Origin of the sequence: Zoogloea sp. 1C4 (genome assembly GCF_009469605.1) — a bacterium.
GTDB lineage: Bacteria > Pseudomonadota > Gammaproteobacteria > Burkholderiales > Rhodocyclaceae > Zoogloea > Zoogloea oryzae.
Window position 1 is genome coordinate 311,552 of sequence record NZ_SSXU01000002.1, and the last position, 14,427, is coordinate 325,978.

19 protein-coding genes are annotated in these 14,427 nt (G+C 66.3%); all 19 read right to left on the bottom strand.

All coding sequences use genetic code 11. The features are described 5' to 3' along the window. Positions 1-2: 2 nt before the first annotated feature. Complete coding sequence (locus GH681_RS03905; RefSeq protein WP_013520777.1) at positions 3-551, bottom strand: integrating conjugative element protein; 549 nt, start codon at positions 549-551, stop codon at positions 3-5. Beyond that, positions 548-1,150 (bottom strand): transglycosylase SLT domain-containing protein, encoded by a 603-nt coding sequence (locus GH681_RS03910; protein WP_013520776.1) that lies wholly within the window; start codon positions 1,148-1,150, stop codon positions 548-550. The genes GH681_RS03905 and GH681_RS03910 overlap by 4 nt, the downstream gene beginning before the upstream one ends. Then, entirely contained in the window at positions 1,132-1,857 is a 726-nt protein-coding gene (locus GH681_RS03915; RefSeq protein WP_153160112.1) for a TIGR03759 family integrating conjugative element protein, read from the bottom strand. The genes GH681_RS03910 and GH681_RS03915 overlap by 19 nt, the downstream gene beginning before the upstream one ends. 14 nt (positions 1,858-1,871) lie before the next feature. Continuing rightward, entirely contained in the window at positions 1,872-2,516 is a 645-nt protein-coding gene (locus GH681_RS03920; RefSeq protein ID WP_013520774.1) for a hypothetical protein, read from the bottom strand. After that, positions 2,513-3,112: a PilL N-terminal domain-containing protein gene (locus tag GH681_RS03925; protein WP_013520773.1), complete on the bottom strand. Its 600-nt coding sequence runs from the start codon at positions 3,110-3,112 to the stop codon at positions 2,513-2,515. The genes GH681_RS03920 and GH681_RS03925 overlap by 4 nt, the downstream gene beginning before the upstream one ends. A 137-nt stretch (positions 3,113-3,249) precedes the next feature. Continuing rightward, positions 3,250-5,529, bottom strand: a complete 2,280-nt coding sequence (locus GH681_RS03930) for a helicase-related protein (RefSeq protein WP_153160114.1) — start codon at positions 5,527-5,529, stop codon at positions 3,250-3,252. 132 nt (positions 5,530-5,661) lie between these two features. Beyond that, the gene (locus GH681_RS03935; RefSeq protein WP_003050312.1) at positions 5,662-5,967 is read right to left on the bottom strand and encodes a hypothetical protein; all 306 of its coding nucleotides are present in this window, start codon (positions 5,965-5,967) and stop codon (positions 5,662-5,664) included. Between the two features lie 85 nt (positions 5,968-6,052). Continuing rightward, positions 6,053-6,373: a hypothetical protein gene (locus GH681_RS03940; protein ID WP_003050315.1), complete on the bottom strand. Its 321-nt coding sequence runs from the start codon at positions 6,371-6,373 to the stop codon at positions 6,053-6,055. A 49-nt stretch (positions 6,374-6,422) separates the two neighbouring features. After that, on the bottom strand, positions 6,423-7,571 hold the full coding sequence (locus GH681_RS03945; protein ID WP_219641870.1) for a DUF6094 domain-containing protein: 1,149 nt from the start codon (positions 7,569-7,571) through the stop codon (positions 6,423-6,425). A gap of 25 nt (positions 7,572-7,596) precedes the next feature. Beyond that, positions 7,597-8,247 (bottom strand): hypothetical protein, encoded by a 651-nt coding sequence (locus tag GH681_RS03950; protein WP_153160115.1) that lies wholly within the window; start codon positions 8,245-8,247, stop codon positions 7,597-7,599. Positions 8,248-8,323: 76 nt separating this feature from the next. Then, entirely contained in the window at positions 8,324-8,584 is a 261-nt protein-coding gene (locus GH681_RS03955; protein ID WP_003050326.1) for a hypothetical protein, read from the bottom strand. A gap of 16 nt (positions 8,585-8,600) precedes the next feature. Further along, complete coding sequence (locus tag GH681_RS03960; RefSeq protein ID WP_003050329.1) at positions 8,601-9,008, bottom strand: hypothetical protein; 408 nt, start codon at positions 9,006-9,008, stop codon at positions 8,601-8,603. A gap of 106 nt (positions 9,009-9,114) precedes the next feature. After that, positions 9,115-9,453, bottom strand: coding sequence for a hypothetical protein (locus GH681_RS03965; protein ID WP_003050341.1), 339 nt, complete (start codon positions 9,451-9,453; stop codon positions 9,115-9,117). A gap of 94 nt (positions 9,454-9,547) precedes the next feature. Then, positions 9,548-10,237 (bottom strand): DUF3275 family protein, encoded by a 690-nt coding sequence (locus GH681_RS03970; protein WP_003050344.1) that lies wholly within the window; start codon positions 10,235-10,237, stop codon positions 9,548-9,550. Positions 10,238-10,331: 94 nt separating this feature from the next. After that, positions 10,332-11,159, bottom strand: coding sequence for a DUF932 domain-containing protein (locus tag GH681_RS03975; protein ID WP_003050347.1), 828 nt, complete (start codon positions 11,157-11,159; stop codon positions 10,332-10,334). 144 nt (positions 11,160-11,303) lie between these two features. Then, on the bottom strand, positions 11,304-12,209 hold the full coding sequence (locus tag GH681_RS03980; RefSeq protein ID WP_003050351.1) for a DUF3577 domain-containing protein: 906 nt from the start codon (positions 12,207-12,209) through the stop codon (positions 11,304-11,306). A gap of 228 nt (positions 12,210-12,437) precedes the next feature. Then, the gene (locus GH681_RS03985; protein WP_003050355.1) at positions 12,438-12,974 is read right to left on the bottom strand and encodes an XF1762 family protein; all 537 of its coding nucleotides are present in this window, start codon (positions 12,972-12,974) and stop codon (positions 12,438-12,440) included. A 150-nt stretch (positions 12,975-13,124) separates the two neighbouring features. Further along, the gene (locus GH681_RS03990) at positions 13,125-13,478 is read right to left on the bottom strand and encodes a DUF3085 domain-containing protein (RefSeq protein ID WP_003050357.1); all 354 of its coding nucleotides are present in this window, start codon (positions 13,476-13,478) and stop codon (positions 13,125-13,127) included. Between the two features lie 124 nt (positions 13,479-13,602). Continuing rightward, a complete protein-coding gene (locus GH681_RS03995) occupies positions 13,603-14,427 on the bottom strand; it encodes a hypothetical protein (RefSeq protein WP_003050359.1) in 825 nt (274 codons plus the stop codon).

Here is a 14,427-nt window from a genome sequence, read left to right on the forward strand (position 1 = left end):
CTTCATTGCTCGATGCCGGTGGCCGTGATCAGCGCCGGGTAGTGCCGCAGGCCCAGGCGATCGGCCAGGTCGTCTCCGGCCACGGGCGCGAGGGGCACGCCCGGCGCCAGGGTACGCAGCCGTGCCAGGCCCTGCACGGTCTCGACGTTGACCACCAGGCCGACCGCGCCGCGTTCGCGCAAAGCCGCGCCGCGCCGCTGCAACCAGGCCCGGGAAGCCTCGTCGTCGCCGATGACCGCGAACGGCCGCAGGCCGGGCGCTTCGATCACGCGCCGCGCGACGGTGCCGGGCGTGAGCTTGGTGCTGCGCACCGGCAGCATCGCGGCTTCGTCCGCTGGCGTGGCGGGAACCCGGGGCGTCGGGATGGGTGGCCGGGCCGGCGCGTTGGCGCGCGGCTGGAGGTTCAGGGCCTCGTAGTACGGCAGCGCCGACGTGCCGCCATGGTCCTCGACCACGATCAGCGGCTCGCCGGCACGCGAGGCCAGCGGCAGGCCTGCCAGCAGCACGAGCAGGACCGTGAATGCGAGATGGGCCGGATGGGGTTTCGTCATGGGGAGGTCTCCTGGCGCGCGGCGAGGACCGCGGCGGTTGGGCGTGCGCCCTGCACGCGGGCAAGGTGGCGGGACACGCTGCGCCGATAGCGGGCGGCGGGCTCGCCACCCGCAGGACGGTGGTAGCGGCCGATCGCCAGCAGCCAGTCCTCGCCGGAGGTGTGCTGCTCCTTCAGGATCTCGGCGGCGATGGCGAGGTTGCGGTACGGGTCCAGCAGGTCGCACGCGCTGGTGAAGCGGTGCTTGTGGTAGCCGAGGTTGATCTGGCCCAGGCCCGCGTCGATGCGCGTGTGCGGCGTGGCGCGCATCGCCTGCTGCAGGCCGGCGCAGGCATCGGCCCGCGTGGCGAAGCGGCGGGACTGGCCGGCGACGTTGAGGGACCACGGCCATGGGACGATGCGCCCGTTGCGCCGGAGGCCGCTCTCCTGCAAGGCCACGGCGTAGAGCACCGTCGAGGGGATGCCTGCGCGCTGGGCGGCAAGCTGGTAGGCCGGTGGCGGAACCTCCTGGGCATGGCCCGTGCAGGTGTACAGGCCAGCGGCGAGCACCAGTGCGCGCAAGAACTGCGATACGCGGGCGGCTACGGCTGGCGCTGCCATTGGCCGTTCACCTCGCGCACGGCGGCGGGCAAGTCACCGGACAGGCCGAGCGCCAACCAACGGCCACTGTCGTGGTTGAGCGTGATGCTGCCGGCCCGCACGCGCGCCGGGTCGATCTGCGCGCGCTTGGCCCAGTCCCGAATGCGCGCGTCGTCCTGGCGGCTGCCCACCATGTACAGGTCGAACTCCGCGCCCGAGGATTGCAGGCGCTGCACGAGCTGCCCGCAGGCGGCGCAGCCGTCCTTGACGAACACCGCCATGCGGCCGCTGCCGCGCGTGGCGACAGCGCCCGGCTTGTCATCAGGCAGGTTCACGCGCTGCATGCCCGGATTCAGACGCTGCCAGGCTTCGTCGTAGGCGCGCTGGTAGGCGAGCAGCTTCTCGACGCGGCGCGCTTCGACCTGCACCTGCAGTTCTGCGTAGCGCCGCCGCTCTTCGTCGGTGCGTGCCTCGATGCCCAGGGCGGAAAGCGGGTCCAGGTTGGGCGAGTAGATACCCAGCGGCCCGTCCATCAGCTCGCGGTAGCGTTCCCATTCCTGCCGTTGCAGACCCCATTCGCTGGCCGTCCGGTCGTCCAGCACGCGGGCGGCCAGCGGGCGCTCCTGGCTCTGTGCATTGCGCGCGGGTGCCGTGGCGGGTTGCTGCGCCCAGGCGGGGCACTGCACCGACGCCAGCACGAGTACGGAAAGGAGGATCGACGGCTTCATGGGGTGTGCTCCGGTCAGGGGATCGCCACGCGGCGCGTCTGGTCGCCGGCCTGGAACACCGCGGTGTTGCCCTCGACCGCCTGCAAACGCCATGGGCCGACCGCATCACCGGGCAGCAGCACCTGAAGCTGGTCGGGTGTGAGGTCCCCGGCTGTCGGCGCGACCGACACGCTGCGCTGGCCGGCGCGCAGTTCGGCGCCGACGACGCGGAACGGCAGTGGCGGCGGTTCGGCCTTGGAGGCGGCGGGCTTGCTTGGTGCGCGTGCTTGGACGGGCGCTGCGGCACGCGCGGCGGTCTGGCGTGTCTTGATCTGCTCGATCTCCGCGCGCAGTGCCTGAAGATCGTCGGCGGCGGCATAGCCGTTCAGCGACTTCTCCACCTGGGCGGCGCGCGCTTCCAGGATTTGGCGGGTATCTTTGAGGTCAGCGGCCGTTGCGACGGCAGGACGCTGCTGGATAGCCTCGATCGTCTCGGCCAGGCCAGTCGCCTGCGCTTCCAGGCGTTGCAGGCGTGAATCCAGCCGGTCCTGGTCGGTTTGGTCGCGCATCGCCAGGTAGCCGAGCGCCACGATGACGCTGAGGCCGATCAGCCAGAGCCAGAGCAGGCTTTGCACCACCACGGCGGCGGTCGGGCGCCGCGAAGGTTGCGGAGCATTCATGGCTGGCCTCCTGGAATGGAAGGCATCAGCGGGAAGGTCTGCACTGCATCGGCGGCGCTCGGCTCGGGCGTGGGTTCGACGGCCACGCGGTCGCCGGGCCGGTCGAAGCAAATCTGTCGGGCGCGGTCATCCGCGTGCAGTTCCCAGGCCGGCCCAGCCAGGGTGAGCAGTGCATCGCGCAAGGTCATGGGACCGAGATGCAGGTGCGCCGCCGGCAGCGGCAGCGCGTACAGTTCGATCACGGCATGCGCGGTCTGGCACAGGCCGTAGCCGCTGCGTTTGAGTACGTGCCGCAGCCCATCCCCGACCGTGGCGCGTGCATCCTCGGGCATGGACACGTCGATGGTCTGCAACAGCAGGTCGCGCTGCGCTGCCATGGGTGCCAGTTCGACCAGTGTGTAGCGGGCGTAGCGCACGACCGGGATGTACTCGGGCGCTTCGGGTTCGGGCGCGGCCGAGACTTCCTCGATGGTGTCGAGCGCGACCGGCGCAGTCGTCGTCGCGCAGCCACCGGCCAGCACCGACCACAGCAGGCCGAGAAATCCCGCCAGCAGGCGGCGTTCGGGATGGTGAAACCAGGGTGGAGAGGGGCACATAGCTCGGCGTCCTGAAACATCGAGCCCTCACCATCGCCGCTCTGGCCACGAACGGCAGCAAACAATGCGAACCACGCAGCGCCCGATTTACCGGGAGCGGAAAAAAAACGGCCCCGAAGGGCCGTAAGTGGAACGTGTCATGCGGCGACAAGCTGCCGGGCCAGTGCGACCTCGACGGAATCGCCGTCCTGGTTCAGGACATCGAGCCCCGATTCGGGCACGTCGCCCGAGGTGGACTGCGAGACCATGATCTTCTTGGCCATCAGCTCCAGGCAGGTCATCTGCGAGGAGCCGGCGTAGCCCAGGTACATCACGCGCACGGACAGCTTCTGCCCGATACGCCAAGAGCGGCGTGCCGCCTGCTGGAGCGAATACACGTTGTAGCCCGACTGCATGAACACGATCGTCGGAAACTCCAACAGGTCCAATCCCGTCTTGACAAGCTCCGGATTGGTGATGAGCACGTCGATGCCACGGTCCAACTGCTCGGCGATCCAGTCCTCGCGGCGGCTGGCATCCACGCTTGCGCGCAGTACCGCCACTTTGAAGCCTTCCTGCTCCAGCAATACCTTCAACCGGCTAGTCGTGTCGCGCGTGCCGGTATAGACGGTGTAGGCCAGAACCTTGCGGCCCTGTGCTTTCTCTTCCCTGCAGATGTCGATCAGCTCACGCTCCTTGGGGCTGATCTCGAACTCGTTGAACTGAGCCGGGACAAACGCCAGGGTGTTGCGCGTACGCGGATGCACAACGGTCTCCGACCGGAAGCAGCAATCCGGCCAGGCCAGCAGCACATTGAGGACTACACCGAGCAAGGTAGTATCGCGTCGCGCCAGAGCCTGTTTCAGCTCCGCGGTCAGCCGACCTGCCAGATCGCGGTAGGCCGCGGCTTGCGCCGTGTCCATCGCGACTTCACGAAACTCTTCGTCATACGGCGGCAGGACATTGCCGCCGATGTCTCTGAGCTTGAGGAAGATCGTGAACGGCAGGATGCAGCGCAGCACACCCTTCGGGCCGAAGCCCGGGGCCTTGACCGTTCTGACACTGACTTTCGTGCCTTTCGCGGTCTTGTGCGCCGTCCCGGTGCTCTCGGAATAAATGTCCTTCAGGACACCGTGATCGCGCATGAACGCCATCGCGGCCGAGGTCATGCTGCCGCTCGTGGTCGGGCGATAGCCGTCTTCGATCATCCGCCCGGGAAGGGCTCGGAACAGCAGGTAGAACAGATCGTCGCCGTAGCCGCCCATCAACGTGCCGGTCAGCAGCAAGGTCTTGCGAGCCTTCGCCGCCAGCACGCCCATGGCCTGGCCCTGGGCGCTGCCGCCGTTCTTGTACTCGTGGGCCTCGTCGGCGATGAGCAGGTCGAACGTGCCTTGCGGCAGGTAGCGCTTGATGAACTCGGACGGTTGATAGCCGCCCTCGCCAAAGCCGAACTCCATGTTGGCCATCGCACGTTCCATGCGCGTGGCTTGACGGTCGGAAAACACCAGCTCGCCGTTGCCATCCATGAGGTTGATGAACTCGTGAATGTTGTCGCCGAGCATCGAGGCCAGGAAGCCGTCGCCGAACTTCTGCATCAGCTTCTGCGCGGTGACTTCCCCGATCGTCGGGATGCGCTTCAAGGCTTTGAGCACGGCCGAGGACTGGTCGCTGCCGGACAGGCTGCGCGGGCGGATCAGTGTCCACAGGGGCGCAGCGCAATGGCCGCACTTCCTGCGGGATTCCTCGGCTTCGAGCGCGACCGGGTTGACCGGCTCGCCGTCGAGGTCGGTGATGACCGTGCCGCAGTCCGGGCACGCTGCCACGTCGCCGTGGCGGGTGCGCCGCGTGGTGAAAACGGGCTTCCAGTGGAAGCCCATCCGCATCCTCACGCGGCCCAGGACGAAGAACTCCTGACCCGTGGGCTGGACACCCAACTGCTCACGCAGCTTGATGAGCTTGACGAGCGTATCCGGCCCGTTGAGCACCCACACTTTGGCGCCCGCTACCGTCTCCTGGATCTCGCGCCGCCACTTGTAAACCAGGTGCGGTGGCGAAAGCACCAGAGTGCGGCGGTAGCCTTCGGCGTTGAGCACGACAGCCGTGGCGATGCCGACGGTCGTCTTCCCGCAACCCATCTCGCCGTTGACGATCGCGGCGCGTTCGCCACGGTCGATCAGCAGCTCGGCAGCAGCGTGGACGACTTCGGCCTGGGCCGGGAACAGCTTGCGCTTGAGGCTGGCGACGATGAGTTGCCGGTGCGCCTGCGGTTGGCCGGTATAGACCGGCGGATTGGCGCTGTTGAGGGCGTCGAGCAGTTCGTCGCCGAACTCGCCAACGAAATCCTGAAGGCTCAGGGTCAGAGGGTTGGATTCCGCGTCGAGCAGTTCGCCCTGCACGGGTGTGGCTTCAGCGGTAGTGGTGTCGAGATCGAGGGACATGGTGATGCTCCAAAGAAAATGGGGCATGCACCACCCCCAACGGGGCAATGGCATGCCCCGGAGTGGGAAGAGAATCGGCGCGTGGCCGAAGGTTGAAGGTGCGGGCCTGGGTGGCCTGCGAGTGAACCGTGCTCAGTCCTCGGACGGCAACACGATGACGGTGGCGCTGCGCTGCGCGTCGGTAACGATGCGAATGGCCAGCCCTGGGTGGATCACGTAGTGCGACTCCAGCGAAGCACCTGATTGAAGCGCGGTGCTGTTGGCCTGCCATTGCTGGACGTTGACGTCTCCCCAGTCGCCACGGGTGTGGCGCCTGAAGTACGGGATTGGGTCGAGGCGACCCGCGCGGACCAGGCGGTCAACGGCTCTGCTGAAGATAAGCGCCCCGATGGGGAACGCCAGCCTCTGGCAGTAGGTTTCGATGCGATGCGATGCCATGGGCTCCTCCTTGGTTATTGAGCCACGACACCCCTGGCGGAGTGAAGTGGCTCCGTCAGGTGGATGGGATGACGAGGCGGTGCCTTCAGATCAGGTCGCGCTCTTCGGGAAGCTGGACCACCGTGGTCTGGTGGTCTTCGCTGGTCTTCACGATCAACACCAGTTCCGGCGTGATCCGGTACTGGGAGATCATCAGGTTGTCCTGATCGAGTGCGACATCGTTGGCCTGGCGGGTGGCCTCGTCGATCTCGCCCCAGTCGCCGCGCACGTGGCGCTGCACATAGGACAAGGGATCGATGAGACCTCGGCGGGCCAGCCAATGCACCTTCTCGCTCAACTGCAACGAGGCCGGTGCGAACAAGGGTTGCTTGTGCGGCGCGGGCCGCTTGAACGGATTGGGGAACATGGTGTTTCTCCTTCGATGAAGTGCAGCGGGACGTCAGGCGTCCGGGGGATTAGCGGATGGTCAGCACCTCGCCCCGTGTCGGGGAGCCAGGCGTCATGTCCCATGCGCGGATGACGGGAACAAACTTGTCGGTGAGGATGCGGGTCTCGGCGATCGAGCCGTCTTCGCGTTCGGTGAATTCCCGCTGGAGCGTCTTGTCCTTGTGGGTGTCACCTTTGACGACGAGCACGCGCCCGGTCTTGGAGCGCACAACCCCCGAGATCGCACCCGCGGCCAGAGCCAGGGCGAGATGCCAGTGGGACAAGGCACGCGCCGGCGGACGCAGCGACTGCTGCGCGGCCCCCAGGTGCGTGTCCAGCGACGGCCAGAGGCCTTGCAGCCGGCCGACTTCATCGGCGAACTGCTCCGGCTCCATCGTCACGCGGAAGAAATGCTCCGGCTCGGCCGGACTGGCGGGGACGATGTACGGCAGGAACGGCCAATCGCTCGGCAGCTCCTCGGCTTCGACTTCGCCAAGCCCAACCTGCAGCAGCAGATTGCGCACGGCCTTGACGCCATCGGGAGCCTGTTCACGCTGTCGCACCCTTCGGCCGAAGATCACCACCTGCTTGAACTGCGTCTCCACCGCTCGGTAGATGCGCAGGTCCGTGTAGTGGCGTGTCAGCCAGCCGACCAGCTCCGCATCGAGCACGTAGGCGGGGACGATGAAGACCAGCACGCCGCCGTACTGCAACAGCGACAGCGAACGCTGATAGAACAGCTTTTCGAGGCGGGCACGGCCCTGGCCCTGATAGCCGATGTTGCCGTTGACGTCCTTGGACAAGTCGCCATACGGCGGGTTGAGCCAGAGCAGCCCGAACGACTGCTTGGAGACCATCGTGTCCATCAGGTCCGCGTGCAGGCAGTGATCGACCAGGCCGCGGGCATGGCGTGCCCGCTCCGCGTCGAACTCGACCGCGAACGCCTTGGCCTGCTCGCGCCCGAGGGCATGGGCGGCTTCGGCGATCGCCACGCCTTCGCCGGCGCAGGGATCGAGGATGCACATGGGCCCGTCGCTGGGCATCAGTGCGTTGAGGGCTCTTTCGAGCGTGGGTTCGTCAGTCGGGTAGTAACCGTTCTTAGCGAAATTGCGGGCGAGCCGCGGGAACATGAGGGCCATGGAAGTCTCCTGGTTGGCGGGGAGGAAACACGGAAGCACGCCAAGGCGTGCCTCCGTGGGTGGGTCAGGCCGCTACCACTTCCGGCGTCCAGATCTTGGCCGGGTATCGATAGGCGGTGAGCACATCACTGCGGATCAGCGAACCCAGCGCCAAGGTCAGCGCCGGCACGTCGATGGCTAGCCGATGGCCTTCCAGCGGCCCGAGGGCGAACGGAAGGCGGGCCAGCATCTCGCGGCTTTGCAGCAGTTCCAGCACGGTCTCGCGCCAGTGGTCGAGCAGCGGCAATGGGCAGGTGTCCCGCACCAGCATCCACAGGCGGTCGAGCCGGTGGGCGCTGTCGCGCGGCAGCAGTGCCAGTGCGCTGGCGTTGGCCTTGTCGGGCTTGACGCAGCGGCGGTCGAACAGCCACACGTTGGACAGCGAACCGAACAGCGTTCGCCGATAGGCGCGCGTGACGCGCTTTTCCAGGCGATCGACGTTGCCGATGAACACCGGGACGCTGCCGCCCTGGTCGGTGATGATGTGGAACTGGTCCAGTCCCTGCTCGTCGCGCCCGAGGGTCAGGCGAGCCAGGAACTGCTGGACGGCGGTGTCGCGCGCCCAGATGGACAGGAAGATCAGGTTGCCCTGGTCATCGCCGACGCAAGCGTCGGCCATCACGTCCGGGCATTCGTCGATGCGGTACAGCGTGGTGGAAGAAGTGTTTGCGAGCATGGTGGTGTCCTCGGATTAACGGGAACAGCACCGCCCGCTGGGGCAAGTACTGCCCCAGGGGGTGGAAGAAAAACGCTCAGTCCGGCTCGAATTGCCGGGTGTGCGGGTTGAAGTGAAGCGCCTCGTCCACCGCCGTGATCGGCGTGAAGCCGTCCAGGTAGATGTTGTTGAGGTACTGATCGCGGTAGGTCAGTGCCTGCCGTGCCTGTTCCTCGGTGAGGCCGTTGCTGATGAAGTACTCCAGCATCTCCTCGTCGGAGGACACTTCGTCGTTGGACAAACTTCCTTCAACGAGTGCCAGCAGCGAGGGTGAGAGCGCAGCCAGGATCGGGTCCATGTTGGTTCCTCCTGGCTCAGGCCATCAGCGTCGCGGCGGGAGCCGTGACAGCCGTGGGTGTGCGCCGCCGTGCGTGGTAGGCGCGAACGCCTGCACGCCAGTCGGCGGACTGCTCCGGTGCGAGGTCCAGATAGGACAGCGGGCACGAGTAGTAGTACGGGTGCATGGACTCTTCCAACGGCTTGTAGCCCCACTGGTTGCCGCTGCGTTCCAGCAGATCGCAGCGGATGTAGCGCAAGGACTGGCCCGGCGCGAGATCACGATGCACACCTTCGACCTTGGCGGTCAGTTCGACCACTGACCACAGCACGTTGCCGCGCAATGCGTGAGCGATAACCTTCGCGCTGACGCGCTCGGTCTGCTGTGGTGCGATCAGTTCCGCGATCAGTTCAGACCGCGATTGGGGAGAGAAATACCAGCCCATGAGAGGCCTCCTCGAAAAGTTGAGCTGGAGGCCTCCCCGTGGGGAAGAACCCCCAGTGGGTGATGGAATGCCGCAGGTGCAGCGAAGGAAAACCTATGCCTTACCCTTAGTCCCAGTCGTCATCGTCGCGATCACAACCGGCCGGACAGCAGCCGAACTCGATCCCATGCGAGCAATAGCCATGCTCCGCATTCCAGTCCTGGGTTTCCTGCCGTTCGGCCGGTGTTGCGTAGTCCCATTCCTGTGCGATCTTCAGCGCCTGTGCGCGCTGTTCTTCCGGCAATCGACCGAGTTGCGCGTCGATCGCCGAACTGAAGCGTTCGACGTAGTAGTCGTGAGACAGTCCGCAACCCTTGGTGGCTTGTGCGGCTGCCGTCTCGCAGAGAGCCCGCCACGCGGGTTCATCCAGCGCGGAGCGGGGGATATCGCAAGCGATGGTGGACATGATGAAGACCTCCAGAAGATGGCCAGGGCCTCCCCCGCATGGGGAAGGAACCCCGGCGGGTGGATGAAGAACACCGCGCATGCGGCGTCTACGATCACGCAGGTTGCAGTTCGGCCTGGCGGCTCCACTCCTGCGTCTTGAAGTCCAGCGCGTAGCCCAGCTCGCCCAGGCGGGCGATCTGTGCACGCAAAGCGCGGCGGTCGATGGTCGAATCCAGTTTCACGGACTCGCCCAGCGGCCACAGCAGGCCGAAGAGCGCGGGGTCACCGTCTTGGGTGCTGCCGGGGGCAGCAGCCTCAGCAGGTGGCGGCGCATCCACGCCAAAGGGCGTGGTATCGACCATCGGGTCCGCGGACGCCTGCACGGGTGCGGGCTTGGCGGGCCTGGACGCTTTGGTCGGCTTGGCCGGCGTTGTCGCAGGCTGCGCCCCTTGCTCTTCATCGAGCGGATCGACGTCCTGGGTGGCGAAGCTGCGGGCTTCGTCGCGGCTGAGTTTGTCGATGCCGTTGAGCGTCATGCCGTCGAGGCTGGCACGGATCTCGAACCGCATGCCGCCGCCGACCGGATAGGACTTCGGGAAGATGTACCTGATGATGAATTCCCCGTCGTACTTGCCTTCGGGGTACTGCTCCAGCTCCGGGTCTTTGACCTCGAAAGTACCGAGGTGCGTGGCGAGGCGGCCAACCGTGAACGGGCCGTTCTTGCCGCGGATGGTACGCAGCGTGAGCTGGCCGGGGACGACGATGGGCGCAACCGATTTCTCGGAAGCCGATGGGGTTGCCATGATGGTTCTCCTGATGATGAATGACGGGCCGCCGACGGCACCCGGTGGATGAGAGGAAATGGCCTCGCCCGAGGTGGGCGAGGTCCGCGTGGCATCACGCCTTGAGCTGGCGCATGCCTTCGGCCAGCAGCCACAACGCCCGGTTCAGGCGCAGGTTCTGGTCGATGCCTTGCACCGGACGGGTGCGCTGATTGCGGCCGTTGGCCGTGCGTCCGTTCAGGCCCCCTTTGACGAGGTTCTCCTGGACGCGGTTGAAGACGGCCCACAAGTCGTTCTTGCGGTCGTCCCATCGCCGGGGTGCCAGCAGTTGGCTCTCCGTGACAGGCGTGGACTTGGCTGGATCGTCGTACTTGAGTGCGAGCGCGGAGTTTGCAAAGACCTCCGCTTCGCCCTCATCGAGGGTGATGGTGCGCATCGCATCGCGCGCGTTCTGCACGCGCTCGAAGCCTTCGAGGACTCCGTAGGCACCTTCGATCACCTGGCTGGCCACGTCGCCCTTGTGGGGAACGCGGATGTCGGCGGTGGTGTCACCGCAAACCAGGCCGTTGTGGCAGACGAACCGGAACATGCCGGCGAGCATCTGATAGCTGCTCGTGCCGTCGTGGCTGTTGAGCAGGATGATCTCGTTCGCCTCGTCGCCGTTGATCTGGCTCGCATGGCGAAGTCGGATGAGGTGCTTCGTGTACTCGCGCCGGTCTTCGTTGCGCACGCGTGTCTGGCACACCATGAAGGGCTCGAAGCCCTCCTGGCGCAGCTTGGTCAGCACGGTCGAGGTCGGTATGTAGGCATACCGATCGGACCGGCTCCCATGCGGAGCGTCGGCGAAGATCGACGGAACGACGGCACGAATGCGGTCGTCCGAGAGTGGACGATCGGAGCGCAGGATCGGGGATTGCGGAGCAAAACGGGATGCCAGAGACATGGCTGATCTCCTTTGAGAAATGCGGTAACCGCGCGGCGGTGAGACCACGCGGAACTCGGGGGATGAAATGCGCAAGCGCGCGTCATGGGGACGCGGCGGATGCGGGAAGAGAAGCGACAAGGCCCCGTGAGGGGCCATGCCGTATCAGAACGAAGCAGCCAATGCCGGCTCCTGCTCCTCGACTTGCGCCTCGGGCTCGCGCTCGGCGGGCTCGGTGGCCGTGTCGATGGCGTCGTCGGCTTCGGACGCGGATGCGTCTTCGGCCGGCGGCGCCTCGGGTTGCGCCTGGCTCGTCGGATAGACCTGGGTGCCGTCGATCTTGATCAGACCGATGTGGACCAGCGTCGATTCCAGGCTTGCGGCCGGTTCCCCGGCGTGCTCGCCCTTGGTGCGGATGTACGGATCGATCTTCATGTCGTTCAGACGGAAGGCGATCAGCACCTTGCGGTCACCCTCGATGGCCTGAACGCACCGGCGAACCAGATGCTCGGCTTCCGGGGTGGCGACGATGGTGTCGAAGTACCGATACTCCGGTTCATCGACAGGCCCGGCCAGTGCTGCGACGGTGCAAGAGAGGAACGAGTCGCCAGCCTTTGGGGTGACGTCCTTCACACGATTGAGATAGCCGATGCCGCGGGTGATCAGCTCGTGCTGCTCGATCGAAGCCAGTTCGGCCCGGTCGATCAGTTCGGCCTTGAGCAGTCGCGCCTTGAGGGACGCGGCGGCCTGACCCTTCTGCTCACCCTTGTCGCGGATGTACGCATCGCCCCACAGGTCACCGAGGCGAAATCGCACCAGCGGGCGCTGCTTGGGATCGTCAACGCCGATGTAGCGCTGAACGAGCTTCTTGGCCTCGGCACCCGAGACCTTGACGTCGAAGTAGCGGTAGCTGGGGTCCCGGGCGGGGCCGACCAGCGCGGCGATGGTGCAAGCAAGGAAAGGCTGCGCACGGCGGCCGCCCCGGACGGGCACTTCACGGACACGCTGGACGTAGCCGATGCCCGAGGTGTGGAGGTCGAAATACGATTTCTCGTTGGACGTGGTGTTCATGGTGAATCTCCATTGGGATGAAGCGGAGACACACCGGCCCACGCATGCGGGGAAGGTGCGTAACCCCGCGGTGGGTTGATAAGGCGAAAGCATCCGCCACCAGAGGCTGGTGGCCGCTCGCGGATGGATGCGGTGCGAGCTGGCTCGGTCACGCAGTGGGAACTGCGCCGCAACCTCGAAGACCGATGGTTGCCTGGCATGTCGCTGACAACGTCAGCAGGCATGGGGTCAGCATGGCCGGGCCTCGCGCGCGCGGCAGCAATCAATCGGCATCCGGGTGCTTCCCTTTGTCCGCGCCGCCCGGCGCCTGCCACAGGCATTTGGGGCGGCGCAGGTGCTCGGGGTATCGGCGAGGGGGCGGCTGGGACGGCTCCAGGCGCCGCCGCCGCGCGCGCCAATCAGCCGCCAGCCGGCGGCGCGCGGGCTGGCGCCGCCTTCGTCGGGTAAGGTGTAGGTGATCAGGCGGATGTAGCCCAGCGACTTTGCCGCCTGCCAGGCCGCGCCGTATAGCTTGCTGCAGGCGTTGGGTGTGCTGTCGGTGCACAGCCGTGTGACTTCCCGCGTCCAGCCATCGTCCAGGTGCCGCGCGACCGGCCGGCCGACGATGGCCACGCCGCGGATCAGGTCGCTGTCGACCAGCGTGACGGCCAGGGCGAACTTCGCAGCCTGGACCGGACGGTGATGGTGTGCCAGCACGAAGACGTTGGCCGTGCGCAGCGACACCGGCAGCAGGTGCAGCCTCGGCGAGGTCGATGATGTGTTCATGCGGTCGTCTCCGGTGGCATGCCGGCGCTGTGGCCCGCGGGGCGTGCCTTGGCGGCTGGAGACGAACGCGCATGCGCGGCGATGGCCGCGGTGCGAACAAAAGAAAGCCCCCGGTGCGGGGGCTGCGAGGGCTGCGCGGCGGTTGCCGCTTCAGGCGGGAGGCACCACGGCCAAGGACAGGTGCGTGGCGGTGGCGGACAGCACGAGATCGTCCGCCGAGTGCAGGAGGCGCGTGAACAGGCCGTCCTTCGGGTCGAAATACTCCGCAAAATCGTCGCCACCCAGCTCGCGGCCGGCGAGGTGCCACCAGTCATCGAACGGGTCGGTGTCCGGGTTGCAGCCGACGGCGTAGGCGAGCAGTTGCTGGCGTCCATCCGGGCGACGCTCCCCACGCTCGGCGAGGAAGTACACGCCCTGGTCCTTGACCAGGACGATGCGGCACTGATTGGCGATGGCTTCGGTCAGCACGGGGCGCAGGTCGGCGCCTTTGAATCGCAGTGACATGGATGAAATCTCCTGTGTTAAAAAAAGAGAAAGGCCCTCCACCCGATGGGATGAAGGGCCTGTAGGTCACGCGGCCGGAATGGCTGGAACGCCGTGGCGGGTGCCTCGGGTCAGCCGAGGGGCGTCATGCCGGGACGGCTTGGCGCTTACGGGCCGCCTTCGCGTCGAGGATGCTCACGTCGATCTGGCGCCAGCGCCCGTCGTCGATGAGCCGCTCCAGCACTTCGCCGAGCATGTCGAAATACACCTCGTCGTGCCGATCGACCAGTTCGACCGATTCACCGTTCTGACGGTGCAGTTCCACCACGTAGGTGTCTCCGCCGCGGTCGTAGAGGATCGTCACCCGGCCCTCGAACTTCGCGGTCGAGACCGTGAAGCTGATCGCCGGCGGGGTCTCGATGATCTTGGAGGGCGTGGGATCGACCCAGGTGAAGTCGCGGGCACCGGCATCCACCAGCATGTGGGTGATGCGCCGGAAGCGATCGGGGGCCGGCATCTCTTCCAACTGCTCGATGAGCTGGCCCAACTCCATGCACTGCGGCGTGGGAATGGGCAGCTTGGCCGGCGCCGAGCCGAGGATGTGCCTCGTGATGGTGTACGGCGTGCCGTCCGAAGTCTTCTCGGTGATGACCTCCGGCGTGTCCGCGCGCAGTCCGTCGAAGCGACGACGGGCATAGGGTTGGACATGCACCTTGGCGCCTTCGGCAGGAACCGTGGTCACCAGGCTGGGATCGAGCACCGCGAACTCGGAAGGCTTGAGCTTGACGACGATGGCATCGTCGGTCGCAGCGACCACCTTGCCGTCGAAGGGTTGGGGGTCGATGGCAAAGCCCAGCGTTGAGGACAGCGGCTGATCATCGAACACGCGGTACTTGAACGATCGCACGTTACGGGGCACATGGCCTGCGACCAGCGAAGGCATCATGGATTTGATGAGGGAACGGTCCAT

Coding starts and splice junctions, on each gene's coding strand:
- GH681_RS03995 (WP_003050359.1), bottom strand. CDS start 14,427: ATGGACCGTTCCCTCATCAAATCCATGATGCCTTCGCTGGTCGCAGGC.
- GH681_RS03950 (WP_153160115.1), bottom strand. CDS start 8,247: ATGCTCGCAAACACTTCTTCCACCACGCTGTACCGCATCGACGAATGC.
- GH681_RS03970 (WP_003050344.1), bottom strand. CDS start 10,237: ATGGCAACCCCATCGGCTTCCGAGAAATCGGTTGCGCCCATCGTCGTC.
- GH681_RS03915 (WP_153160112.1), bottom strand. CDS start 1,857: ATGAAGCCGTCGATCCTCCTTTCCGTACTCGTGCTGGCGTCGGTGCAG.
- GH681_RS03925 (WP_013520773.1), bottom strand. CDS start 3,112: ATGTGCCCCTCTCCACCCTGGTTTCACCATCCCGAACGCCGCCTGCTG.
- GH681_RS03985 (WP_003050355.1), bottom strand. CDS start 12,974: ATGAACACATCATCGACCTCGCCGAGGCTGCACCTGCTGCCGGTGTCG.
- GH681_RS03910 (WP_013520776.1), bottom strand. CDS start 1,150: ATGGCAGCGCCAGCCGTAGCCGCCCGCGTATCGCAGTTCTTGCGCGCA.
- GH681_RS03955 (WP_003050326.1), bottom strand. CDS start 8,584: ATGGACCCGATCCTGGCTGCGCTCTCACCCTCGCTGCTGGCACTCGTT.
- GH681_RS03965 (WP_003050341.1), bottom strand. CDS start 9,453: ATGTCCACCATCGCTTGCGATATCCCCCGCTCCGCGCTGGATGAACCC.
- GH681_RS03920 (WP_013520774.1), bottom strand. CDS start 2,516: ATGAATGCTCCGCAACCTTCGCGGCGCCCGACCGCCGCCGTGGTGGTG.
- GH681_RS03975 (WP_003050347.1), bottom strand. CDS start 11,159: ATGTCTCTGGCATCCCGTTTTGCTCCGCAATCCCCGATCCTGCGCTCC.
- GH681_RS03990 (WP_003050357.1), bottom strand. CDS start 13,478: ATGTCACTGCGATTCAAAGGCGCCGACCTGCGCCCCGTGCTGACCGAA.
- GH681_RS03960 (WP_003050329.1), bottom strand. CDS start 9,008: ATGGGCTGGTATTTCTCTCCCCAATCGCGGTCTGAACTGATCGCGGAA.
- GH681_RS03905 (WP_013520777.1), bottom strand. CDS start 551: ATGACGAAACCCCATCCGGCCCATCTCGCATTCACGGTCCTGCTCGTG.
- GH681_RS03930 (WP_153160114.1), bottom strand. CDS start 5,529: ATGTCCCTCGATCTCGACACCACTACCGCTGAAGCCACACCCGTGCAG.
- GH681_RS03980 (WP_003050351.1), bottom strand. CDS start 12,209: ATGAACACCACGTCCAACGAGAAATCGTATTTCGACCTCCACACCTCG.
- GH681_RS03940 (WP_003050315.1), bottom strand. CDS start 6,373: ATGTTCCCCAATCCGTTCAAGCGGCCCGCGCCGCACAAGCAACCCTTG.
- GH681_RS03935 (WP_003050312.1), bottom strand. CDS start 5,967: ATGGCATCGCATCGCATCGAAACCTACTGCCAGAGGCTGGCGTTCCCC.